At 45.2% G+C, this 24,312-nt stretch carries 27 protein-coding genes and 1 pseudogene; 26 read left to right on the forward strand and 2 right to left on the reverse strand.

Annotation, left to right across the window (positions count from 1 at the left end; genetic code table 11):
- Positions 1–4: 4 nt before the first annotated feature.
- Together EUAN_RS02585 and EUAN_RS02590 are read left to right on the forward strand one after the other, a co-directional pair.
- Positions 5–286, forward strand: a complete 282-nt coding sequence (locus EUAN_RS02585) for an EscU/YscU/HrcU family type III secretion system export apparatus switch protein (RefSeq protein ID WP_071061411.1) — start codon at positions 5–7, stop codon at positions 284–286.
- The gene (locus EUAN_RS02590; protein WP_071061412.1) at positions 280–633 is read left to right on the forward strand and encodes a YraN family protein; all 354 of its coding nucleotides are present in this window, start codon (positions 280–282) and stop codon (positions 631–633) included. Before EUAN_RS02585 ends, EUAN_RS02590 begins: the two co-directional genes overlap by 7 nt.
- Before the next feature lie 35 nt (positions 634–668).
- On the opposite strand, the gene EUAN_RS02595 is transcribed toward EUAN_RS02590, so the two are convergent.
- Both EUAN_RS02595 and EUAN_RS12150 read right to left on the reverse strand, forming a co-directional pair.
- The gene (locus tag EUAN_RS02595; RefSeq protein ID WP_071061414.1) at positions 669–1,184 is read right to left on the reverse strand and encodes a peptidylprolyl isomerase; all 516 of its coding nucleotides are present in this window, start codon (positions 1,182–1,184) and stop codon (positions 669–671) included.
- Between the two features lie 66 nt (positions 1,185–1,250).
- Positions 1,251–1,403: a CDIF630_02480 family spore surface protein gene (locus tag EUAN_RS12150; RefSeq protein ID WP_084655674.1), complete on the reverse strand. Its 153-nt coding sequence runs from the start codon at positions 1,401–1,403 to the stop codon at positions 1,251–1,253.
- Between the two features lie 124 nt (positions 1,404–1,527).
- Between EUAN_RS12150 and EUAN_RS02600 the strand changes: the two genes are divergently transcribed.
- The 24 genes and pseudogenes from EUAN_RS02600 (at position 1,528) to fliY (ending at position 24,294) form a co-directional block, all read left to right on the forward strand.
- A complete protein-coding gene (locus EUAN_RS02600) occupies positions 1,528–3,036 on the forward strand; it encodes a YifB family Mg chelatase-like AAA ATPase (RefSeq protein WP_071061416.1) in 1,509 nt (502 codons plus the stop codon).
- On the forward strand, positions 3,033–4,127 hold the full coding sequence (gene dprA / locus EUAN_RS02605) for a DNA-processing protein DprA (RefSeq protein ID WP_084655675.1): 1,095 nt from the start codon (positions 3,033–3,035) through the stop codon (positions 4,125–4,127). Before EUAN_RS02600 ends, dprA begins: the two co-directional genes overlap by 4 nt.
- A 101-nt stretch (positions 4,128–4,228) precedes the next feature.
- Entirely contained in the window at positions 4,229–6,307 is a 2,079-nt protein-coding gene (gene topA / locus EUAN_RS02610; protein ID WP_071061419.1) for a type I DNA topoisomerase, read from the forward strand.
- Positions 6,308–6,554: 247 nt separating this feature from the next.
- Positions 6,555–6,959: a flagellar basal body rod protein FlgB gene (gene flgB / locus EUAN_RS02615; protein WP_071061421.1), complete on the forward strand. Its 405-nt coding sequence runs from the start codon at positions 6,555–6,557 to the stop codon at positions 6,957–6,959.
- Between the two features lies 1 nt (position 6,960).
- Positions 6,961–7,401, forward strand: a complete 441-nt coding sequence (gene flgC, locus EUAN_RS02620; protein WP_071061423.1) for a flagellar basal body rod protein FlgC — start codon at positions 6,961–6,963, stop codon at positions 7,399–7,401.
- Between the two features lie 13 nt (positions 7,402–7,414).
- Positions 7,415–7,723, forward strand: a complete 309-nt coding sequence (gene fliE, locus EUAN_RS02625; protein WP_211266262.1) for a flagellar hook-basal body complex protein FliE — start codon at positions 7,415–7,417, stop codon at positions 7,721–7,723.
- A gap of 25 nt (positions 7,724–7,748) precedes the next feature.
- Positions 7,749–9,311 (forward strand): flagellar basal-body MS-ring/collar protein FliF, encoded by a 1,563-nt coding sequence (fliF, locus tag EUAN_RS02630; RefSeq protein ID WP_071061425.1) that lies wholly within the window; start codon positions 7,749–7,751, stop codon positions 9,309–9,311.
- A 10-nt stretch (positions 9,312–9,321) separates the two neighbouring features.
- Complete coding sequence (gene fliG / locus EUAN_RS02635) at positions 9,322–10,332, forward strand: flagellar motor switch protein FliG (RefSeq protein ID WP_071061427.1); 1,011 nt, start codon at positions 9,322–9,324, stop codon at positions 10,330–10,332.
- Positions 10,325–11,092 carry a FliH/SctL family protein gene (locus EUAN_RS02640; RefSeq protein WP_071061429.1) on the forward strand — a complete coding sequence of 256 codons (768 nt, stop codon included), beginning with the start codon at positions 10,325–10,327 and terminating at the stop codon, positions 11,090–11,092. Before fliG ends, EUAN_RS02640 begins: the two co-directional genes overlap by 8 nt.
- 3 nt (positions 11,093–11,095) lie before the next feature.
- Positions 11,096–12,409, forward strand: coding sequence for a flagellar protein export ATPase FliI (gene fliI / locus EUAN_RS02645; RefSeq protein WP_071061431.1), 1,314 nt, complete (start codon positions 11,096–11,098; stop codon positions 12,407–12,409).
- Between the two features lie 21 nt (positions 12,410–12,430).
- A complete protein-coding gene (fliJ, locus tag EUAN_RS02650; protein ID WP_169817321.1) occupies positions 12,431–12,883 on the forward strand; it encodes a flagellar export protein FliJ in 453 nt (150 codons plus the stop codon).
- Position 12,884: 1 nt separating this feature from the next.
- A complete protein-coding gene (locus EUAN_RS02655) occupies positions 12,885–14,135 on the forward strand; it encodes a hypothetical protein (protein WP_071061434.1) in 1,251 nt (416 codons plus the stop codon).
- A gap of 110 nt (positions 14,136–14,245) precedes the next feature.
- A pseudogene (locus EUAN_RS02660) lies at positions 14,246–14,907 on the forward strand (IS607 family transposase).
- Positions 14,846–16,024 (forward strand): RNA-guided endonuclease InsQ/TnpB family protein, encoded by a 1,179-nt coding sequence (locus EUAN_RS02665; protein WP_071061438.1) that lies wholly within the window; start codon positions 14,846–14,848, stop codon positions 16,022–16,024. Before EUAN_RS02660 ends, EUAN_RS02665 begins: the two are co-directional and overlap by 62 nt.
- A gap of 168 nt (positions 16,025–16,192) precedes the next feature.
- Positions 16,193–17,644, forward strand: a complete 1,452-nt coding sequence (locus EUAN_RS02670; RefSeq protein ID WP_071061440.1) for a flagellar hook-length control protein FliK — start codon at positions 16,193–16,195, stop codon at positions 17,642–17,644.
- 10 nt (positions 17,645–17,654) lie between these two features.
- Entirely contained in the window at positions 17,655–18,041 is a 387-nt protein-coding gene (locus EUAN_RS02675) for a flagellar hook capping FlgD N-terminal domain-containing protein (RefSeq protein WP_084655677.1), read from the forward strand.
- Positions 18,031–18,411, forward strand: a complete 381-nt coding sequence (locus EUAN_RS02680; RefSeq protein WP_071061442.1) for a TIGR02530 family flagellar biosynthesis protein — start codon at positions 18,031–18,033, stop codon at positions 18,409–18,411. The genes EUAN_RS02675 and EUAN_RS02680 overlap by 11 nt, the downstream gene beginning before the upstream one ends.
- Positions 18,412–18,482: 71 nt before the next feature.
- The gene (locus EUAN_RS02685; RefSeq protein ID WP_071061444.1) at positions 18,483–19,844 is read left to right on the forward strand and encodes a flagellar hook protein FlgE; all 1,362 of its coding nucleotides are present in this window, start codon (positions 18,483–18,485) and stop codon (positions 19,842–19,844) included.
- Between the two features lie 57 nt (positions 19,845–19,901).
- Positions 19,902–20,096 carry a flagellar FlbD family protein gene (locus EUAN_RS02690; RefSeq protein ID WP_071061446.1) on the forward strand — a complete coding sequence of 65 codons (195 nt, stop codon included), beginning with the start codon at positions 19,902–19,904 and terminating at the stop codon, positions 20,094–20,096.
- Between the two features lie 21 nt (positions 20,097–20,117).
- Positions 20,118–20,897, forward strand: coding sequence for a motility protein A (locus EUAN_RS02695; RefSeq protein ID WP_071061447.1), 780 nt, complete (start codon positions 20,118–20,120; stop codon positions 20,895–20,897).
- A gap of 2 nt (positions 20,898–20,899) precedes the next feature.
- Positions 20,900–21,634 (forward strand): flagellar motor protein MotB, encoded by a 735-nt coding sequence (locus EUAN_RS02700; RefSeq protein ID WP_071061449.1) that lies wholly within the window; start codon positions 20,900–20,902, stop codon positions 21,632–21,634.
- A gap of 18 nt (positions 21,635–21,652) precedes the next feature.
- On the forward strand, positions 21,653–22,081 hold the full coding sequence (locus tag EUAN_RS02705; RefSeq protein ID WP_071061450.1) for a flagellar basal body-associated FliL family protein: 429 nt from the start codon (positions 21,653–21,655) through the stop codon (positions 22,079–22,081).
- Positions 22,082–22,094: 13 nt separating this feature from the next.
- Entirely contained in the window at positions 22,095–23,090 is a 996-nt protein-coding gene (gene fliM, locus EUAN_RS02710; protein WP_071061452.1) for a flagellar motor switch protein FliM, read from the forward strand.
- Positions 23,083–24,294, forward strand: coding sequence for a flagellar motor switch phosphatase FliY (fliY, locus tag EUAN_RS02715; protein ID WP_071061454.1), 1,212 nt, complete (start codon positions 23,083–23,085; stop codon positions 24,292–24,294). The genes fliM and fliY overlap by 8 nt, the downstream gene beginning before the upstream one ends.
- Positions 24,295–24,312 lie beyond the last annotated feature (18 nt).

The raw sequence follows: 24,312 nt of genomic DNA on the forward strand, positions 1-24,312 counted from the left end.
TGTCTTGGCGTTAGAGAAGAACGAAGCGGAAAAGCTGGCGGTGGCCCTCAAGTACGACAAGGAGTCTGGGGAGGCTCCTAAAGTCGTGGCGAAAGGCCGCGGAGAAGTGGCGAAGAACATAGTCGAAAAAGGCAAGGAGTCTGGGGTGGAGTCTATAGAAAACCCCATTTTGGCAAAGGACCTTATGATGCTCGAACTCCAGGAAGAGATACCGGAAGCGCTGTACCAGGCGGTTGCAGAGGTCATGGCATATATATACAGACTGGACTCGGAGTCAAAATGGTAGATAGGAAAGCTATAGGAGACATAGGAGAACAGCTGGCTGTGGAGCACCTAGAAAAGCGGGGACATAAGATAAGAAACAGAAACTACAGAAACAGAACTGGAGAGATAGACGTAGTCAGTTCATACGGCGTGTATATAGTCTTTACGGAGGTGAAAGCAAGATCTGGCCTTATATACGGAAGGCCTGGCGAGTCTGTAGACTATAGAAAGATTAAGAAGATAAGGCGAGTTGCTGAGGGCTATCTTCAGCGCAAGAACATATGGGATTTACAGCCTAGGTTTGACGTAATAGAGGTGCTGTTTAAAGGCGGAGAAACTGAGATAAACCATATAGAGAATGCATTCTAATATAAAAAAATCATAGTCCGAAGACTATGATTTTTTTAGTACTTTTCTACCTCTTCAACTTCGTAGCCGTTTAGCTCTACAGTTACAGACTCCATAATTACATCTTCAAGAGGCTTGTCTGCAGGGTCTGTCTTGGAGTCAGCTATGCTGTCCACGACTTCAAGCCCTTCCACTATCTTTCCGAAGGCTGCATACATGCCGTCTAGATGTGGAGAGTCCTTGTGCATAAGGAAGAACTGGCTTCCACCAGAGTTTGGATCCATAGCTCTGGCCATAGATATAACTCCTCTTTCGTGCTTAAGCTCGTTCTTCACTCCGTTTGACTTAAACTCGCCTCTGATCGAGTATCCAGGTCCGCCTATCCCTATTCCCTCAGGGCAACCTCCCTGTATCATAAATCCCTTAATGACTCTGTGAAAAGTTAGACCGTTGTAGAATCCTTCGCTCACTAGGTTTATAAAGTTGCTAGCTGACTGAGGTGCGTACTCAGGCATAAGCTCTATCACTATATTGCCTTTGTCTTTGACTTTCATCGTAACTACTGGGTTCATATAAAATACCTCCATATCATCTTTTATAGACCTCTATTATACCATAGCCAGCGAATTGGAATTGTACTATTTTTTGTTTTCTTCAACCCAGTCTTTTGCCACCTCTACATTCTCCTCTGCTGGAATCGGCACATCGGTCTTCTCTTTTTTCTTATCTACGTCGGCCCAGGCTGCATTTCTGTTGCTCTCTTTTACTGTTTTTTTCTTGCACTTGTCCATTTTAATCCCCCCTGTAAATATTTCGTATACATAATATATCTCCCCAAAAGAGGATTTTAAACAAAAAACTTAAATATTTATAGTAGAGAAGCAAAATAAAAATAAAGAGAAGAGAGGCGGTTTTATGCTTTCAAAGGTAAGGACATGTGTGCTTAACGGCATAGAAGGTGTAGATGTGGAGGTGGAGACCGATATATCGATTGGGCTTCCGAACTTCAACATAGTGGGGCTTGCCGACACGTCTATAAGAGAGTCTAAAGACAGGGTGAGGGCGGCCATAAAAAACAGCGGCTATCAGTTCCCTATAAGCAGGATAACTACGAATTTAGCGCCGGCCAACGTCAGGAAAGAGGGGTCGCATCTAGACCTTCCCATAGCTCTCGGGATAATGAAGTCGACTGGGGAGATTCGAGGGGAGATTTCGGAAATGGCTTTTATAGGGGAACTGTCGCTAGACGGGAAATTGAAGCGGATAGACGGGGCGCTTCCTGCCGTGCTCTACCTTAAGAAGTCTGGAGTCAGGAGAGTGGTAGTACCGGAGGAAAACAAAAGAGAAGCTGGGGTGGTCAGGGGAATCGAAGTCATAGCCCCAGAGAGTCTAGGAGAGCTTGTGGGGTATTTAAACGGAGAGAGTGACATAGATCCCTATACCTGCGAATTAGCTCGGCCAAGGAGCTTGTTAGGGCTTGACTACAGCGAAGTAAAGGGCCAGCTTGCGGCCAAGAGAGCTATAGAGATAGCTGCTGCCGGATTCCACAATATGATCATGATAGGGCCTAGGGGGTCTGGAAAGACAATGCTTGCAAAGCGCATACCTTCAATTATGCCGGAGCCCACTTTTGAGGAGTGTCTTGAGATGACAAATATATACAGCGTTTCAGGCTTGCTGGGTGAGAGTTGCTTGATATCTGAAAGGCCTTTTCGGTCTCCACATCACACCGTGTCTTCCGCTGCGCTATCTGGGGGAGGGATAAATCCAAAGCCTGGAGAGCTGTCTCTTGCCCACAAGGGAGTGCTCTTTTTAGACGAACTTCCGGAATTCAAGAAGCCTTCCATAGAAGTGCTGAGGCAGCCTCTAGAGGACAGAGAGATAAATATCTCAAGGGTGAACGGAAAGACCAAGTATCCCTGCGACATAATGCTTGTAGCGGCCATGAATCCCTGCCCTTGTGGAAACTATGGCACCACGAAAAACTGTAGCTGTTCGCAGTTTCAGGTGGACCGGTATATATCGAGAATAAGCGGGCCGGTGTTAGACAGGCTGGACATCCATGTAGAAGTCGGAAGGCTTGAGTACGAAGAGCTAGAGGGAGAGATGGTGTCTGAAAGCTCGGAAAGAATCAAGAAAAGAGTTGAAAGAGCCAGAGAAATCCAAAAAGAGAGACAGGGAGAAGGCGTATACAACTCGCGCTTTTCGACAGATCAGGTGAAAAGATACTGCGCGCTTGACTCCGAGACCAAGAAGATAATGAAAGAAGCGTTTAAGGCCATGGGACTTAGCGCAAGGTCCTACGACAAGATAATAAAGATCTCAAGGACGATTGCGGATCTGGCAGAGGAAGAAAATATAAAGAGGGACCATGTGCTGGAAGCTGTGCAGTACAGAAGTCTGGAGAGGAAGTACTGGAGATGAAGGAAAGGGATATACTTATATGGCTTAACGGGCTTGCTGGGATAAACAACAGGTATATGGAGAAGCTGGACTCTGAAATTGAGGACATTACCTCTCTCTGGCATATGGACAGGGCAGAGGTGGAGGCGATAGAGGGGATAGGGAAGACTCTGAAGCGCAGCATGGCGAGTTGCCGAGACATCGAGAGCTACAGAGAGATGCTTGAAAACACGAAAAAGCAGGGGATAGATATACTGACTATAAGAGATGTGGGATATCCGAAAAGCCTCAGGGAGATTCCGGATGCGCCCAGGGTCCTGTATATAAAAGGAGAGCTCAAGCCTGAAGATGAACTGGCCATCTCTGTAGTCGGGCCTAGAAAGGCCAGCCAGTACGGACTTTGGGCGGCAGAGACACTCGCCAGAGAGCTCTCTGTTCGAGGCATAACGGTGGTAAGCGGAATGGCTCTAGGAGTAGATGCGGCTGCACATATGGCCGCACTGGACAGTGGAGGGAGGACTGTGGCGGTGCTTGGAACGGGGGTGGACGTAGTATATCCTTCCAAGAACAGGCATCTGTACGAGAGGATAATCCAAAACGGCGCTGTAATATCTGAGTTTCCGCCTGGAACTAAGGGGCTTCCCTACAGGTTTCCGCAGAGAAACAGGATAGTCAGCGGGCTTTCTGTGGGGACTATAATAGTAGAGGCTGGGGAGAAGAGTGGGACGCTGACCACCGCCCAGCACTGCCTAGACCAGGGCAGAGAGGTGTTCGCAGTTCCAGGGAATATAAACAGCGTCTACAGCAAAGGCACAAATTCTCTGATACAGGACGGGGCCAAGCTTGTGATGGATATAGACGATATCCTTTCAGAGGTTAAGGATCTTGAGGGTTTAAGTCTTGGAGTCAGAGCAGAAGAGATGGAGTCGTTGAGCTCTCTAGAAAAAAGAGTCCTGGGTGTCATGGTAGAGCCTATGGGAGCGGAACTCATTTCGATTGCACTTGGGGAACCGCTACCCGATGTAATGGGAATACTGACTGTGCTTGAAATAAAAGGAAAAGTAAAGCGCTGGAAAGGAGGCGTATTCTGCAGAGTGAAAATAATTTCTTAAAACAGTAGTAATTAGTGTGAATTTATGTTAAGTTTTAAAAGAAACGGTTTGAGACGCAGCAATGCTTTAAACTCCGTATACAAAAAGATGGAGGTGGTTGTATGGCCAAGTCTTTAGTTATAGTAGAGTCTCCAGCTAAGGCAAAGACCATATCCAAGTTTCTAGGGCGTAACTACAAAGTTAAGGCCTCGGTGGGACACGTTAGGGATCTCCCGAAGAGCAAGCTTGGAATTGACATAGAGGAAAACTTCGAGCCAAACTATATAACTATAAGGGGGAAAGGCCCTGTTATAAAGGAGCTTAAGTCGGAGGCCAAGAAGGCTGATAAAGTGTATTTGGCTACTGACCCCGACAGAGAGGGAGAAGCCATTTCGTGGCATCTTTCATATATACTCGGTCTAGATGAAGACAAAGACATAAGGATAGAGTTCAACGAGATAACGAAAGACGCTGTAAAAAACGCAATAAAGAACCCCAGGAAGATAAACAGGAACTTGGTAGATGCCCAACAGGCGAGAAGGGTGCTGGACAGGCTTGTTGGATACAAGATAAGCCCGCTGCTCTGGAAAAAGGTCAAGAAGGGGCTCAGTGCCGGAAGGGTTCAGTCTATAGCTACAAAGATCATATGCGACAGGGAGAAGGAGATCGACGATTTCGACCCTAAAGAGTACTGGAGCATAGACGCTGAATTTATAAAAGACAGAAAGAAGTTCAGTGGCAGTTTTTACGGAGTAGAGGAGTCGGGCAAGGAAAAGAAGCTTGAAATTCCGAACGAAGAAGAAGCGAGCAAGATAATGGAAGTGCTGAAGCGGGAGAAGTACAATGTAAAGTCCATAAAGAAGGGAAAGCGAAAGAGAAATCCTTATGCGCCCTATACTACTAGTAGCCTCCAACAGGACGCCTCCAAGAAAATAAACTTTTCTACAAAGAAGACCATGATAGTTGCACAGCAGCTATATGAAGGGGTCGACATAAAGGGAGAGGGCAGCGTAGGACTTGTGACGTATATAAGAACCGACTCGACTAGGGTGTCTAGCGAGGCGAAAGAGAAGGTGTCTGAGTACATCCTCGAGAAATACGGTCAGGAGTACCTCGGTCAAGGAACTGTAAGCAAGAAAAGCAAAGGCGGACAGGACGCCCACGAAGCAATAAGGCCTACATATGTAGACAAGGACCCAGAGACTATAAAGGAATCGCTGAGTAAAGAGCAGTACAAGCTCTACAAGATGATATGGGACAGGTTTGTGGCAAGCCAGATGACTCCGGCTGAATTCGAGACTTTGAACATATCTATAAAGGCAGGAGACTACATCTTCAGGGCCAGCGGATCAAGGATCCTGTTTGACGGATTCCTAAAGCTCTACAAGCTAGACGACACAAAAGACGTCATATTGCCAGAGCTTGAGGAAGGGGAGGAGCTGAAGCTTCAAAAGCTAGACCCGAAGCAGCACTTCACACAGCCTCCGCCTAGGTACTCTGAGGCCACACTTGTAAAGACGCTAGAGGAGCTTGGGATAGGAAGACCGAGTACGTATGCGCCGACTATAAGCACCATACTCGCTAGAGGGTATGTGGCACTTGAGAAAAAGGCATTTATGCCTACAGAGCTAGGTCTCATAGTGACAGAGCTGCTAGAGCAGTACTTCAAGGACATACTCGACCAGGAGTTCACAGCCAATCTAGAGGGCAATCTTGACAAGATAGAGCTGGGAGAGAAGGATTGGAAAGACATAGTCTCTGATTTCTATGGAAGCTTCAGGAAAGAGCTTGAAATAGCGGAAGAAGAGATGAAAAACGTAGAGATAAAGGATGAAGTTACAGACATAATCTGCGAGAAATGCGGAAGGAACATGGTGATAAAGATGGGAAGGTACGGAAAATTTCTGGCCTGCCCTGGATACCCGGAATGTCAAAATGCGAAACCGCTTATTTCAGATATAGGGATAGAATGCCCTAAGTGCGAAGACGGCAAGATAGCCGAGAGAAGGAGCAAGAAAGGCAGGGTATTCTACGGATGCACAAACTACCCTGAATGCGATTTCGTCTCTTGGGACAAGCCTATAGATAGAAAATGCCCTGAATGCGGAGAGATACTTCTGGAAAAGGCGACCAAGAAAAAGAAAAAAATAATCTGTAGCAACTCTGAATGTAATTATTCGGAAGAGCATAGCCTGGACTAGTCAAGGCAAATAAACTCAGGATATGTTTGCATAAATATCCTGAGTTTATTCAATAAAGAGACTATATGGCAAGGATTAAAAGGACAATAGTCCCAATTAATGGGTGGATTGAATGAAAAAAAATGAAACTCTTCTCAAATATATAAAAATAGATTAATATATAAGGTGTGGGTTTATAATTAATAGTACATAAAAGCTTTTTATAGCTATTTTTTGGGCAAATAATGAAAGCGGGAGGAAGCGTGGAATGAATATATATGGGAATGCAGACTTGCTGACAGCGGCGATGAACGGGTCTATGTTGAAGGAAAAGGCTCTCAGTCAAAACTTGGCAAACATAAATACGCCTGACTACAAGAGGAAAGACGTGAAATTCCAGACAGAACTGAGCCGAGCGGTCTTTGGAGATGGAAAGCTTGAGCTAGCTGCGACAGATGAAAATCACATAACTAGAAGCGGAGGGCTTTCAAGCTACAATCCGAAGATAGAGAGCATGAGCAATATTTCAGCTAGAAGAGACGGAAATGGAACCACTGTAGACGTCGAGATGGCTGAAAAGGCTAAGAATGCCATAATTTACAATGCCCTAGTTGGGCAGGTTTCAAGAAAATTCAATTCTCTCAAATCGGTTATAGCAGAAGGAGCGAAGTAAAATGAGCATATTCAGTTCTATAAATATAAGTGCATCTGGACTCAACTCTGAGAGGACCAGGATGGATACGATATCTAAAAACATAGCTAATGCCAACACTACAAGGACAAGCGCAGGTACGCCTTACAGAAGGCAGCTGGCTGTGTTCCAGGAGGATGGAGATGTGTCTTTCGACTCTATTCTCTCTAAAGCCAAGGAGAGCACGGAATCAAGCGGAGGGGTTAAGATTACGGGGATAGTTGAAGACCAAAGCGAGTTCAAACTAGTCTACGACCCGGGTCACCCTGACGCCAGAGAAGACGGCTACGTGGAGATGCCAAACGTAGATATAGTCAGAGAGATGGTAGACATGATAACTGCCACAAGGGCGTATGAAGCGAATCTTACATCTATAAACACGGCCAAGAGCATGGCCATGAAAGCCATAGACATAGGAAAGTAGAAAGCGGGGATAAATGATGAATATAAACGGAATCAGCAGTATATCGGGAAACGAGATGTTCAAAATAGATAAAGCAGGGTTTGAAGAGGCGCAAGAAAGCGAAGTCTCATTCCAGGACTTTCTAAAGCAGTCTATAAAGGAAGTGAACGAACTTCAAGTAGATGCAGAGAACAAGAACATAATGCTTGCAACTGGTAAAATAGAGAATATACACGATGTCACCATAGCTTCGGAAAAAGCGAAAGTGGCGTTAGACCTTACTCTAGCTGTCAGAACCAAAGTAGTTGACGCCTACAGAGAAATAATGAGAATGCAAGTATAGACAAAGCTAGAGGTGAGGTGATTCGGTGGGTGATTTAATAGAGAAAATAAAAAATCAGCTGAATAGCTTTTGGAGCGGGACAGAAAAAAAGAGAAAAGTACTTATAATATCGGGACTGGCTGTGATTTTGATAGCCATTTCCTCGGCTATATTCTTCCTCACTAGGACTGAATATGTGGTTTTATATGATAATCTGTCTCTAAAAGAAGCCGGAGCTATTACAGCAAGTTTAGACGAGCAGGGGATCCTCTGGAAAGAGGGCAAAGACGGCACGGAGCTATCGGTTCCGGCCAATATGAAAGACAAGGCCAAGATAAACTTGGCGGTGGAAGGACTTCCAGAGGAAAGGTATGATTTCGATCAGGCTTTTCAGGACATGGACTGGACAACTACGGAGTATGACAAGAAGCAGAAACTGAAGTATGCGCTTGAAAACTCGCTTTCAAAGGACATAGCTTCTATGGACGGGATAGAGAAGGCCGAGGTCAGGCTGACTATTCCAGAGGAGAGCGGGTATGTAATAAAGAACGATAGCAAGCCTACAGGCTCTGTATACCTGACTATAGACAAGAAGTCGGGCATAAAGGCCGATGCCATAAGCGGAATACAGCATCTAGTGGCGAATGCGGTCAACGGCATGAACGCCATGGACGTATCTATAGTTGGAAACGACGGACAGCTCTTGAGCGAGCAGAGCAAGGACGGCGAGTCGGTGGACATGTCGGACCAGGTAACTGCGCAGCAAGCTATACAGGAGAAGCTGGACAATAGCATAAGGGGCTTCCTAGAGAACGCTTTCGGACGTGGCAAAGTAGACGTCAGGACAAGCGTGAAGATGAACTTCGACTCGGAAGTTGAAAATATAACTGAGTACGAATCTCCTTTCGAAGGCGGAGAAGAAGGTATAGCCAGAAGCGTAGAGGAGATGGAAGAAAACTCCAGCAATACGACTGAAGGAGAGGTTCCAGGAGTGGAGCCAAACGCCGAAGACCAGCCTGCAGATTTTGTAGAGGTGGAAGGCCAGAATCAGGAGTACAGCAAAAATGAAAAAGTCACAAACTACGAGATAAACGAAAGAAACAGGCAGATAAAGAAAGAGCCGGGCCAGATTGAGTCGGTGACGGTGGCTGTGCTTATAGATGAAAAGACTATAGGCGACGGGCTTACAGACGACAAGCGAGAGGAGATTTCAAACCTCATCTATGCAGCTACAGGCATAAAGACAGAGCAGGTTGAAGTTAGCGCTATGGCCTTTGGAGACTCTTCAGAGGGCGAAGAATCAGCTGAGGAAGAGGCAGCAGGCGTGCCTATATGGGTGTTTGCGCTTATAGGAGCAGGGGTGCTTGCAATAGGCCTTATAGCTTTCATTCTCTACAGAAGAAAGAAGAAGAGAGAAGAGGAGCTTGCGCTTGAAGAGGCCAAGAGGCTTGAGCTTGAAGCCATGGTCGATGAAACTATGGAGTACATGGAAGACGACATAGAGTTTGGAGTAGAGAAGTCAAGGCAGAAAGATCAGATTGCCAAGTTCATAGATCAGAAGCCGGAGATAATAGCCCAGCTTTTAAGAACTTGGATAAACGAAGAATAGAGGTGGAACAATGCCTGTAAAAACAGAGGAACTTAGTGGAAAAGAGAAGACAGCAGTCCTGCTCATAACGCTTGGGTCGCAGAAGTCTGCGGAGATATTCAAGCACTTGAGCGAGGAGGAAATAGAAGAGCTGACACTTGAGATAGCGAATATGAGGATGGTTTCGCCGGAAGTGAAAGAAGAGGTTCTAAACGAGTTCTACGAGATATGCATGGCTCAAGAGTATATATCAGAGGGCGGGGTAGGATACGCCAGAGACATACTCGAGCAGGCTGTGGGTGGAGACAAGGCCATAGACATAATAAACAAGCTTACAGCGTCCCTCCAGGTGAGGCCGTTTGAGTTTGCAAGAAAAGTGGACCCGAACCAGCTGCTGAACTACATGCAGGGAGAGCATCCGCAGACTATAGCGCTGGTGCTTTCCTACCTGAGCTCGTCTCAGTCGGCCCAGATACTCTCTAAGCTTTCGCCGGACAAGCAGTCTGAAGTGGCTAGAAGGATAGCCAAGATGGACAGGACTTCGCCGGAGGTTATAAAGGAAGTCGAGAGCATCTTGGAGAACAAGTTCTCTAATCTCGTTTCGCAGGACTACACAAGTGCCGGCGGAATAGACGCAGTTGTAGAGATACTGAATGCAATAGACAGGGGAACAGAGAAGTTCATAATGGAAGAGCTAGAGGACTCGGATGCAGAGCTGAGCGAAGAGATCAAGAAGAGAATGTTTGTGTTCGAGGACATAATAAACCTGGACACAAGGTCTATACAGAGGTTTATAAGAGAGATAGACAACGCTCTCTGGTCGGTAGCGCTGAAAGGAGCCTCCGACGATGTGAAGGAAGCCATATTCGGGAATATGTCGAAGCGTCTAGTGGAGATGATAAAAGAGGATATGGAGTTTGCCGGGCCTGTTAGAGTCAAGGACATAGAAGAGGCTCAACAGAAAGTTGTAAATGTGATAAGAAAGCTAGAGGAAGAAGGAGAGATCGTTACCCCTAGGGGAGGAGATGAGATGATTGTCTAAGATTATCAGATCTTCTGACGTTATAACCATAAACGACTACAGCAGTCATTACAGAAAGGCCGACTCCATAGTCGAAAAGTCTATGGAGGAAGCTGAAGCCATAATAAGAGACGCAAACGAACAGAGTATAGAGATTCTAGAGAAGGCCAAAACAGAGGCCGAGAATCTCGTTTCGAATGCTGTCTCTGAGGCTGAAAGAGCTGCCGCAGAGATGTTTGAGTCGAGCAGAGAGAGAGGCTATGCAGAGGGCCACAGCGAAGGCTACGAAAAAGGCTATGCAGAGGGCCACAGTGAAGGCTATGAAAAATCCTACACAGAAACCACGGAGAGCAGGAAGGCCATACTGGATGAAGCAAACGAAATAAAGAAGAGCTACCTAGAGGAGAGAACCCGCAGCTTGGAAGCGCTGGAGCCGGAGATTGTAAAGCTTGTAAAAGAAGTGTGCGAAAAAGTGATAAACAGCGAGATGGAGCGGGAAGACTACATGGTGGACTTGATACTCAAAGGGATCGCGAGCTTAAGCGAAAAAGACAACCTTATAATAAGGGTCTCCAAAGAGGACTATAAAAACGTGATGGACTTTAAACCCGAAATACTGTCTAGAGGAAGCCTGATAGAGGACATAGACATAAAGCTAGACAGCAATCTGCAAAAGGGCGACTGTGTGATAGAGTCGGCTCAGGGGAACGTAAACTCGAGCATATCCCTGCAGATAGAGGAAATGAAAAAGATTCTAGATGACTTGCTTTTAGGAGAGTAGAATATGAGTGAAATAAACCTGGGCAAATATATAGAGAGAGTAAGGGAGTCAGAGTTCATAAAGTACAGCGGAAAGATAACGAAGGTTACGGGGCTCACCATAGAGTCTAAGGGCCCTCTTTCCAGCATAGGAGAGCTTTGCTACATATACCCCTTTGACAACTCGGAACCTATAACAGGAGAGGTCGTAGGGTTCAAAGATGAAAAAATACTGCTTATGCCGTTTGGAGATATGGACGGAATAGGCCCTGGAAGCACTGTGATAGCCAGCGGTCACTCGCTGAGAGTAGGAGTGGGAGAGGAGCTTCTAGGCAGAGTTATAGATGGCCTTGGAAAGCCGATAGACAACAAAGGTCCAATAAAGACAGAAAAATACTATCCTGTTTCCAACACACCGCCTAATCCGCTGAAGAGAAAGAAGATAAGGGAAGTGCTTCCGCTTGGGGTGAAGGCCATAGACGGGCTTTTGACTTGCGGAAAGGGCCAGAGGATAGGTATATTCGCAGGAAGTGGTGTTGGGAAGAGTACTTTGATGGGTATGATAGCCAGAAACGCCGAATCCGACATAAACGTGATAGGGCTTATAGGAGAGAGGGGCAGAGAGGTAAGGGAATTCATAGAGAACGACCTCAAGGAAGAAGGACTTGCCAGGTCGGTGCTCGTGGTGGCGACTTCCGACCAGCCTGCACTTGTAAGGATGAAGGCGGCCATGCTGACTACAGCCATAGCTGAGTATTTCAGAGACAAGGGAAATAACGTTACCATGCTTATGGACTCCCTCACAAGGTTTGCCATGGCTCAAAGGGAGATAGGCCTTGCGATAGGCGAGCCGCCAGTCAGTAGGGGGTTTACGCCGTCTGTATTCGCACTTTTTCCCAAGCTGCTTGAAAGGGCAGGGGCATCCGACATAGGGACTATAACTGCACTCTACACGGTGCTTGTAGACGGAGACGATATGAACGAGCCTATAACAGACACCGTAAGGGGTATACTGGACGGGCACATAGTGCTTTCGAGAAAGCTCGCAAGCCAGAACCACTACCCTGCAATAGATGTGCTTCAGAGCGTCAGCAGGGTTATGACTAACATATGTGAAAAAGACCATGTAGACAGGTCTAACAGGATAAAAGACCTTATGGCTACCTACAGAGAGTCGGAAGACCTTATAAACATAGGGGCGTATAGAAAAGGCACCAATAAGAAGATAGACAGCGCGGTGGAAAAGCACGAGAGTATAGAGTCTTTCGTGACCCAGGGCATGCACGAGAAGTATTCGTTTGAAGAGATAAAGTCGCATATGGAGTCGCTTTTAGAATAAGAGATCGAGGGAGTGGAGGCTTTGGCTAAATTCAAGTTTGGTCTTCAGAGAGTACTCGAGATAAAGGAAAAATTTGAAGACGAGAAAAAGAACAGCTACGCCGAACAAAAGAAGAAGCTTGAAGAGGAAAACCTGAAGCTAGAGAAGCTCAAGGTGGACATGGAGCAAATAAGGACTGAGAGAAATTCTGCAAGCGGAGAGAGCATGAAGATCAGAGAGCTTTCATACTACGGCAACTACATCCGGGGGCTGAGCAGCATGATTGAAGTTCAAAACACCAGAGTAGAGGAAAAAGAGCAGACGGTGGAGTCTGCAAGAGAAGAGCTTCTGGAAGCTACGAAAGACAGGAGAATACTTGAGAACCTGAAGCTCAGAAGCTTGGAGCAGTACAAGTATGAATTAAAGCAAGAGGAAGACAAGCTGACAGACCAGTTTGTAAGCTACAGCAGCTCGAAAAAGACCAGGGAGGATTAGAATGAGTGAAACAAACATAAGTGAAGAAGTAGTAGAAAAAAAATCTAGAAAACCAAAAGTCCTTGGAATAATAGCTGTGCTGCTGATCAGCATTTTAGTAGTTACATACCTCGTAAGCGACACTTTCAAGGGGATAGTGGACGGTGTGCTAGAGGACATACCTGTTATAGGCGGGATAATAGCCGGACAGCCTACCGAGGAAGAACTGGACAAAAGGGAAGACGAGATAGCGAAGTACTATGTGGAAGATCTTGACCCTAAATCGGCAGCTGAGAAGCTGTACATAGTAAAGGGCGAGGACATGGCCCTCTACAGCAGGCTGCTGAGGAGAATGGACCAGATATCAGCCCAGAAGACAGACAAGGTGCTAGACGAGATAAGAAATATAGAGATAAGAAGCGACTTCTTGACAGATATATACAAAGAGGTCCAGGATGAAAAGTCGGTGGCAGTTCAGGACAAGGCCAAGGAGCTTGAGTCCATGAGCGTAAGGGCTGCCGTGGACAGCATAATGGACGGGTCAAGCTACTCTGAGGGAGAGATAGAGAAGACGTTTCTCTACATGAACGACACAGCTTCGGCAGAGATACTCTACTACCTTGACGGAGGCACTAGGAGCGACATACTATACAAGCTTTCAGACTTGGACATGGGCAGGAAAAAGCAGTTAGACAAGCTGATAGAACAGAAGACTGCAGAAGAGTCCGAAAAAGACGAGAAAGCAGGGTCGCTTGCGAATATCCACACGGTGGGAAATCCGAAAGAGTCCGCACTTGTGCTTGGGACAGATGAAGAGATAGATATAAACATACTGGCTAGGACTTTCATGATGATGTCTGAAAAAGCATCTGCCGAGATACTCGTAAACGTAAAAGATCAGGAGTTTCTAGACAGGCTCTATGCAGAGATAGAGCTAGAGGAAAGTCTACGCGGCACGGACCAGTCGGTGCTCGTGCTTATAAGCGAAATAAGGGCCTACCTTATGGAGTACGAGGAGAAGCTAGGAAAGCTTGTGAAGGTGTACCAGAGGATGAACACCCAGCTTGCAGCCGACTCGATACTGGAGCTGCTGGCCAATGAGAATGAGCTTACAGTTCTTCAGATAAGAGAGCAGGACGGCTACTCGCTTTCAGACTATATAGTGGCTGTAGACATAATGAAGAGGATGAGAGATGCCAATCTGAAAGACATATTCGAGAACATGGAAGCCACAGATGTATCTAGGATAACCAGAATTCTCTCGGAAGAGTAGAGTTTTAGTTATATATGTTGTAAAATAATGTGACAGGAGGTTTCTTTAGTTACTAAAAATATAGACAAAAGTGTTTTAATGTGTCATCTTATACCCAAGAGGTGATGATAATGCAAAGAAAACACACTACAGACTATAAACCAAAAGATTTTGCAGAACTACTCAATGTGTCGGTAAAGACGCTTCAAAGATGGGATAGGGAAGGGATTCTTGTAGCAAAAAGGACACCTACAAACAGAAGGTACTACACATACAATCAGTACCTTGAATATAAAGGTATAAATGAAAACAAACAGGATAAACAAAACGTAGTCTATACTAGGGTCTCTACTAACAATCAGACAGATGACCTTAAAAATCAAGCAGAATTTCTTCTAAACTACACAGCTTCTAAAGGTATGATTATAGACGAGATAATTAAAGATGTCGGCAGAGGGTTAAACTATAATCGAAAACATTGGAACAAGCTTATAAATGACTGCATGGAGAACAAAATAGATACTATAGTAGTTTCTCACAAAGACAGGTTTATAAGATTTGGGTTTGAATGGTTCGAAAGATTTCTTAGAAAGTTCGGTGTAAGATAATAGTTGTCAACAACGAACTGTTGTCTCCACAAGAAGAATTGGTTCAAGATATCACATCCATACTGCACGTCTTTAGTTGTAGAATATACGGTCTAAGAAAGTACAAGAAGAAGGTGAAAGAAGATGAAGAAATCAATAAGAGCTTACAAGACAGAAATATATCCCACAGAAAGTCAGAAAGTTAAAATCCACAAGACTATAGGAGTATGCAGATTCATATATAACTTCTATATATCTGAAAATGAAAAGTCTTATAAAGAAGAAAAAGGCTTTATATCAGGCTACGACTTTTCTAAGTGGATAAATAACAACTATGTTCCAAACAATCCAGATATGGCTTGGATAAAAGAAATGTCTTCAAAAGCAGTTAAACAGTCAATAATGAATTGCGAAAGAGCATACAAACGTTTTTTCAAAGGTGAATCTAGGTATCCTAGATTTAAAAAGAAGAAAAAACAAAATGTAAAAGCGTATTTTCCGAAGAATAATAAAAGCGACTTGACCGTAGAAAGGCATAGGATAAAAATACCTACGCTTGGATGGACAAGGCTGAAAGAAAAAGCATTTATTCCGGTAGGCGCAACTGTAAAAAGCTGCACAGTTAGCCAAAAATCAAACCGATACTTCATATCGGTGCTTGTAGAAGAACAGGAACATCAAAAACTTGAAGATTTCAACGAAGGCATAGCTATAGACTTAGGGCTTAAGGAATTTGCAGTTATGAGTAATGGCGAAAGAAAAAAGAATATCAATAAAACAAGCAAAATAAAGAAGCTTGAAAAGAAGTTAAAGAGGGAGCAGAGGAAGCTTTCTAGAAAATTTGAAGCATTAAAAATACGAAAAAAGAAAGGTGGTGAATCTGCTACTCGAAACAATATAGTAAAACAGACAATAGTGGTGCAGAAGCTTCACATGCGACTTGCAAATATAAGGACAAACTATATAAACCATATAGTAGATGACATACTAAAGCGAAAACCAAGCTTTGTAGCTGTAGAAGACCTTAACGTAAGAGGTATGATGAAGAATCGACACTTAGCTAAGGCAGTGGCGAATCAGAAGTTTTATGAGTTTAGGACAAAACTAACATATAAAGCCATAGTTAGCGGAATAGAAGTCAGGATAGTTGATAGATGGTATCCTAGCTCCAAGACTTGCAGTGAATGTGGCTTTATAAAAAAAGATTTGAAACTGAAAGACAGGACTTTTATTTGCGAATGTGGTGCAAAGATAGACAGAGATCTAAATGCCGCATATAACTTAGCTAAGACCGATAAGTATAAGATAGCTAAACTTAAATAGCACTTATACATGTACCGATGGCTAGTCGGGAATTAAAGACTGTGGAGAGCTATACAAACTGTAGTAGACAGCTTTTGAACAAAAGCGTCGAGAGCGGGGTTCTTTGAAGCAGTAACAGTCTCGGCATAGATAAACACAATTGTCTATGTTTTGAGTAGCAGGTGTAAAATGAATATAGCTAATATGATGTTTCAAAACAATGTACAGCCGGCCAGCCCCAAAAGCCAAAAGCTCAAGCAATCAGGCACAAGCTCTTTTGAGTCGCTGCTCTCTAAGGTTGGTGAAGGCAAAGCTCAGACAGAGCCTAAAAGCGAAGCACCTAAGTCTTCAGGGCAGTCGGAGAACGTAGGGCAGAAAAATCCGGAGCTGAAAGAGACAGTGAAGGAGTCGCCTGGTGAAAGAGGAGAAAGCAGCAACTCGGGAAGCCAGAACGTCAAGACTGAAAAGACTGAGAAGAGCCTCTCTGAAAAGCTAGAGGAGCTTGAAGCCGCCATAGCCAGCGGAGACAGCCAGAAAGTGGAATCCATCTTTGCAGAGCTTATAGCGTTTCTTGGGCTGGAGCTTTCAGGCGAGATTCAAATTGCAGACCCAGTGGAGCTGAAACAGCAGGTGGAAGAGCTGATGGCAAAGCTTGAGCAGCTGATTTCAAGCGGAGAAGGGAAGCTCACCAAGCTAGATCTAGAGAATATATCCTCAGGGCTTGAAGTGGTAAAAGAGCTGATAGCTCCCCTAAAAGAAGGTCACGAGCATATATTCAAAGAGCTAAGCGCAAAGCTTGAGGACTTAAGCACAAAGCTTGAGCAGAAAGTAGGACTAGAAGCGCCAGAGGTTATTGCTGAAGAAACAGCAGAAACTCCGGAAGCGCCAAAGACTTCTGAAGCAAGTGACAGCAAACACGAAGACAAAGCCGCAAAAGTGCCAGAGGAAGACGGCGCAGAGCAACATGAGCTTGTAGCTAAGTCAGAAGATGCGGTAAAGCTTGAGACAAAATCGGTGGACCTCGATACCAGCGCCAAGGCGGTGGAAAGTGTGCCAAAGGAGATACTTCCAAAGGAAATAATTCCAAAGGATATTTCCACAAAGCTGGAGTTTGAAAAAGTGGTGATAAACCAGAATATGAAACTCGAGATGAACCACAACATGCATACGGTCATAAACAAAGAGGTGACTGTGGAGCAGAACTACCTTAACATGGACAAGCTGGACATAATAAAGCAGATAAGCGCCAAGATGAAGTTAAACGGCGGAGACACCATGAACGAGATCAAGATGAAGCTGACACCGGAGTCTCTAGGAGAGCTGACCATAAAGGTCACACTTGAAAGAGGGATTATCTCTGCAAGGGCTATAGTTGAAAACCCTTATGTGAAGCAGGTAATGGAGTCCAATATGGCTGAGCTTAAGCAGAACCTCAAGTCTCAGGGTATAAACTTCGACCAGATAGACGTATTCGTGGGAGAGGACCCAGATGAAAGGCGTCAAACAGGAGAGAGCTATCAGGACCAGAACAGAAAGAAGAAGAGAGCTCTAGGGGGTATAGAAGAGCTTGATCTAGAGGAAGCAGGCAGAATAATTGGAGAGGACATACTGTCTTCAGAGAGAGTAGACACGATAATTTAGGAGGGATACGATGGACGGAGTAAACAACAACACAGCGACCCAATCAACTACACAGGCCGCGCAGAGCACTGCCAATAAGAGCGGCACGATAACAGGAAACAATTCGGCGCTTGGAAAAGACGCATTTCTTCAGCTCCTAGTGGCACAGCTTCAGAATCAGGACCCGCTAAGCCCTATGGAGGACAAGGACTTTATAGCCCAGATGGCGCAGTTCTCGTCGCTAGAGCAGATGCAGGACTTGAACAAGAATATGCAGGTGTCGCAGCTGGAGATAGTGCTTGCACTTAACGAGCTTATAGAGAAGTTCGACGCCAGCCAGAAGCAGATGAACGAGACGCTTGAGTCGATAAAGGAGTCGCTGAGCGCTGGAAACGCTGCAAAGGCATATGGTGAATAAAGTGAACAGAGTGGATCTGCAGAGAGTCGACATGCAGAGCATCAGAAGAGCGCAGGGGAGACTCAAGCAGGAAGCGCCGAAATCGTGCTTCGACGAGATGCTCAAGGAGGCAAGCACCGGTATAAAGTTTTCAAAGCATGCAGAATCCAGGCTAAAGAGCAGAGACGTGCAGCTTGACCAAAGTCAGATTCAGAGGATGGAGCAGGCACTTGAAAAGGCCGAGGCAAAAGGTGTAAGAGACACTCTGCTTATTATGGACAATATGGCTTTTATAGCCAACACCAAGAGCAGGACGATAATAACCACAGTTCCTAAGGAGAGTATGGAAGAGAACATATTCACCAATATAGATGGGGCTGTGATAATATAGGCTGGACCTTACAGAGGAGGCTTATTGCGCTGGAACGACAGAAGGCGTGAAAAACAAGAGGAGGCTACAATATGTTAAGAGCTATGTACACAGGTGTGTCGGGACTTAGGACGCATCAGTCAAAGATGGACGTAATAGGAAACAATATAGCGAATGTAAACACAGTGGGATACAAGAGAAGCACGGCTACTTTCAAGGAGCTGTTCACCCAGACGCTTCAGGGGGCTTCAGGGGCTCAGGGAGGGCTTGCCGGAACAAACCCACAGCAGGTAGGGCTTGGAGTTACACAGGGAGCGACAACTGTTATACACACCCAGGGAGCTGCTCAGACTACAGACAACCCGCTTGACGCCATGATAGACGGAAACTCGTTCTTTATGGTTTCAAACGACCCAGGATTTTTGAACCGCTTCTACACAAGGGCTGGAAACTTCCAGATAGACGAGCAGGGAACGCTTGCAACTCCAGATGGATATAAGGTGCTTGGATACAAGATGAACGACGATGGCACAGTTTCACAGGAGCCTGGAGAGCTTATAGTAAATAAGGCAGATACTATGGAGCCTACAACTACTAAGAATATAGATTTATTAGGGAATCTTAATTCGAATATGGCTATGGTTGATGGGACTGGTAAACTATTGGACGCAGAGGCCAGGACGAGATATATGGACACTAGAATATATGATTCACTTGGAAATAGCTATACTGTTAAATTAAAGGTTTTTAGAGATGCAATTCAATCAGGTACTCCAGGAGCTTACACTGGCTATAGTAATCCTAGTTGGAAGTTGAGTCTTGATTCTATAAAAGATGCAAACGGTCAAGCTTTATCAGCTCCTGCTACTCCAGCACTAGATCCAGTTTCTGTTGCGCTTACTTTTGGAGTTGATGGAAATTTTACTGGAGTGGATACAGCGAATTTGAAGATAACGGGGGCGACAGATAAGGCTTTTGGAACAAAAGATCCAGCAACTGGGCTATACGATGGTACTATAAAAATCGACCTCTCCAAAATCACCCAATACGGCACCGACTTTACCATAGAGGCCAAAAGAAAAGACGGTAATACAGCTGGAAGTGTGGACTCTTTCGCCATAAACAACAAGGGAGAGCTTGTGGCTAGGTACACCAATGGAGAGCCAAAGGTGCTGGGGATACTGGCGCTTGCCAAGTTCGAAAACAACGCAGGGCTTGAGAAGGTAGGCGGAAACCTCTACCAGGACAGCAGAAACTCAGGAGACCCTGTGCTTGGAAGGGCAGGCCAGCAGGGCTACGGAACTATTTCAAACGGAAGGCTAGAGATGTCCAACGTGGACCTTTCCTACGAGTTTACAGAGATGATAACTACACAGAGAGGATTCCAGGCCAACTCCAGGATAATCTCTACAAGTGACGAGATACTCCAAGAGCTTGTAAACCTTAAGAGATAGCAGTAGATAAAGCCTCCCCGCGTACATGCGGGGAGGCAAAATAAAGGAGCGATTCAGATGATAAGAGTCAACAGGCTAAACGGAGAGGAATTCATGGTAAACTGCGAGCTTATAGAGTTTATAGAGGAGACGCCGGATGTGGTTATAACACTTACTACAGGTAAGAAGATAGTCGTGCAGTCCACGATAGACGAGATAGTAAAAAAGATAATAGAGTACAAAAACAGCATTTACATATATAGCGTTAAATAGATATGAAAAAGAGGTGTAGAAATGGATATAACAACGTTAATGGGCATCGTCCTCGGAGCAGGACTTATAATCTGGGGAATAGTTACATCTGGAGACTTGGGAAACTATGTCGACGTTGCATCGATAATTCTAGTTATCGGTGGAACGATAACAGCAGTACTGGCGTCTTATCCTATGGAGAAACTCAAGAAGACTCTAACAATAACTAAAATAGCATTTCAAAACAGGAGTCACTCTCCTACAAACATAATGAAGGAGATAATAGAGCTTTCATCTGTAGCTAGAAGAGATGGACTGCTGGCGCTTGAAGAAGCAGGAAATAAGGCAGAAGACGAATTTCTGAAAAAAGGCATAATGCTTATAGTCGACGGGACAGACCCCGAGCTTGTAAGGAACATAATGGAGACAGAGCTAACTTTCCTAGAGGAAAGACATGCAGACGGTAGAGGCCTTTTCGATTCGATAGCTACATTTGCGCCTGCTTTCGGAATGATAGGTACGCTAATAGGACTTATAAACATGCTTCAAGGACTGGACGACCCAAGTACAGTAGGTCCCCAGATGTCAGTTGCACTTATAACCACTTTCTATGGCTCGGTGCTTGCGAATGCCTTTGGCATGCCGATATCCGCCAAGCTCAAGGTGAAGAGCAAGCAGGAAATACTTATGAAAGAGCTGATTGTGGAGGGGCTGCTTTCAATACAGGCTGGAGAGAACCCTAGAATAATAGAGGAGAAGCTGAAGACTTTCATACCTCCAGAGCTTAGAAGTGAAATGGGCAATTCAGGAGAAGGAGAATAGATATGGCCAGAAAGAAAAAAGAGCAAGAGGCCCCAGGCGGTGCTCCTGAGTGGATGACTACCTACAGTGACCTTGTGACTCTTCTTTTATGCTTCTTCGTACTGCTGTTTGCTATGTCAGCCGTGGACGCCCAGAAGTTCAAGTCCGTGATGCAGTCCTTCCAGGGAGGAACTGGAGTCATGCCGGGGACGGGAACTATAGAGGAAAACGGGACGAGCACAGGGGGCGAAGATCCTCTAGTCACAGAGGAGATAAACCTATCTGAACTCAAGTCTTCCATAGACGAATACAGCGAAGGTGAAGGGTTATCAGACAAGCTGCTGACTCAGATAGACGAGAGAGGGCTTATAATAAGGATGGTGGACACTGTGTTTTTCGAATCGGGGAGCGCAGACATAAAGCCGGAGACAGCGAGTCTGCTTGACTATGTGACAGACATACTCATAAGAGAAGAGTTTGCAGATAAGCACATAAAAATAGAGGGGCATACCGACTCAGACCCTGTATCGGGAAATGGAAAGTACCCTACGAACTGGGAGCTCTCAGCTGCCAGAGCTACAAGTGTACTCAGGTACCTCGTAGAACAGAAAGGGATAGACGGCACAAGAGTGTCTTCGGCGGGATATGGATATTTTAGGCCGATAGCTCCTAACGATACCCCTGAGAACAAGTCCAAAAACAGAAGAGTCGACCTTGTGATACTCAGGACGAGCGAAGAAGACTTAGAGCCGAATTAATAGGGAGGGTAGCAGAATATGAACAAGAAGATAGGTGTCATAATAGGGGTTGTAGTTGTACTTGCCGTTGCGCTTGTACTTGGGGTTTTCTTTGGAATGAAGTACGCTGGAAACGGAGAGAAAGGCGGAGAGGTAGATATACTCTCTGAAACTATAACGCAGATAGAAGTAGGGGAGATGTACTCTAATCTTTCGGAGAGCAAGAAAATAGCCAAGATGAACATAACAATAGCTGTAAACGATCCAGAGCTTCAAACGCTTATGGAGAGCAGAATGTCTGTAATAAAAGACGAGATAAACAAAGCTGTAAGAGGCAAGACAGAAGAGGATGTAGTTGGAGTGAATGGACAGGTGAATTTAAAAGCGGAGCTGCTTAAGAAACTGAAAGAAATTTTCAAGACAGAAGATATAGTAGACATATACTTCAATGAATTTATAGTACAGTAAGGAGGGAGGTATATTGACGGAAATTTTATCGCAAAACGAGATAGACGCCCTGCTTAATGCCTTAAGCTCCGGAGAAGTAGATGTCAAGGAGATGCAGGAAGAGGAAGAGCGGGTAAGGATAAGGGAGTACGACTTCAAGAATCCGCAGAAAATTGCAAAAGACCAGCTAAAGACATTGGAGATCATTCATGAGAAGTTTGCGAGGCTGCTTCAGACATTTCTGTCGGGATACCTTAGGACTACATCCAAGTCGGCTGTAGAGACTGTGGACCAGTATGCATACAGCGAGTACGGGAACGCCATATCCAATCCCTCCTTTTTGAGCATAGTCAACTTTGAGCCCTTGGGAGGGCAGATAGTGGTTGACATATCTCCTAACCTGGCGTTTGTCATGATAGACAGGCTTCTAGGAGGCACTGGAGAGAACCCAGATGAAGTCAGGGGCTTCACAGAGATAGAGCTGCTGCTCTTGAAGAGGGTTATGAAAAAAGTAGTGGAGATAGTTGCAGAGGCATGGGAAGACGTCATATTCCTGACACCTAGGCTCGAGAAGATAGAGACGAACTCGCAGTTCGCGCAGATAGTTTCTCCGAACGAGACTGTCACTCTTATAACTCTCAGTCTGACTGTCGGGGAGGCGGAAGGCTTTATAAACATATGTATTCCCCATATGGTGTTGGAGCCGGTTTTGAACAAGCTGAGCACTAAACTCTGGTTTTCGCTTACAAGCAGGCCGGTGACGGAAGAGGACAGAGATACGATAAAGCAAAAGATAGAGAACACTAAAGTGCCTGTAATAGCAGAACTAGGTAGAACCGTTCTGAATGTAGGAGAGATACTTAGCCTTAGGCGAGGGGATGTCTTTGCCTTGGACGATACAGCAGACAGCGAACTTAAGATAAAGGTAGGTCCTTACACTAAGTTCCATGGGAAGGCTGGAAAGTCTAAAAAAAGATTAGCTGTAAAAATCACTAAAGCGTATAAGGACGGTGAGGAAATAGATGAATGATAACAACCTAATGAGCCAGGATGAAATAAATGCACTGCTGAGCGGAATAAACACAGACGACGGTGGAAGCTCTGAAGATACAGGCAAGGGCGAGTCGCTGCTTTTAAACGACATGGAAAAAGACGCTCTTGGCGAAGTCGGAAACATAAGCATGGGAACTGCTGCTACAACTCTTTTCACGCTGCTAGGACAGAAGGTAAACATAACTACGCCCAAGGTGGAGATAACGACTCTATCCAAGCTGGGAGACAAGTACCCTGTTCCGTTTGTGGCAGTGGACGTAAAGTACAAGGTGGGGCTGGAAGGCTCCAACATACTGGTCTTAAGAGCCAGGGACGTAAAGATAATAGCCAGCTTGATGATGGGCGGCGACGGACACGACATAGACGAGGAAAGCCCGGTCTCAGAGATAGACCTAAGCGCCATCTCCGAGGCCATGAACCAGATGGTGGGGTCAGGGGCCACATCGCTCTCAGAGATGTTTGGAAAGACGATAGACATAGATCCGCCTAGGGCATTTCAGATAAACTTAGACGACGAGTCACTGGGAGACCTTTTTGAAACCGCCGAAGACCAGCTTGTGAAGGTCTCGTTCAGAATGGTGGTAGGGGATTTAATAGACAGCGAGATAATGCAGCTGCTTCCTATAGAATTTGCAAGAGAGATAGTCTCGAGGCTTCTAGGTTCAGCCACAGGCGAGGCGGAAGCTCCTGTAGAGGAGACACCGGTACAAGCAGAGCCTGAAATACCTGCTCCAGAACCTGTAGTAGAACAGGCAAAGCCAGAGCCTAGACAAGCGCCTGCTCCTGAGCCAGTTCAAAAAACTGTAGAAAAAAGAGAGCCTAGAAGGTATAATGAAGAAATAGAGAGGCCTTCAAGGAGAGAGCCTGTTACTGTAAAGACTTTGGACTTTGAAGAGTTTGAACCTGAAGAAGAATATGTATACCATGAAAGCATAGACCTAGTGAACGAAATACCTGTAGAGGTGAGCGTGGAACTTGGAAGGACTATGAGAACCATAGGAGAGATACTCGACTACGGTCCTGGAACTATAATAGAGCTGGAGAAGCTCTTGGGAGAGCCGCTTGACATATACGCAAACGGCAAGATGATAGCTAAAGGAGAAGTCGTGGTAATAGAAGACAATTTTGGAGTCAGGGTAACTGAAATAGTTCATCCGTCGAAGAGAATAAAAAACAGATAATTTTCACTGATGAGGAGG

Source organism: Andreesenia angusta (assembly GCF_001855385.1).
In the GTDB taxonomy this organism is placed as follows: domain Bacteria; phylum Bacillota; class Clostridia; order Tissierellales; family Gottschalkiaceae; genus Andreesenia; species Andreesenia angusta.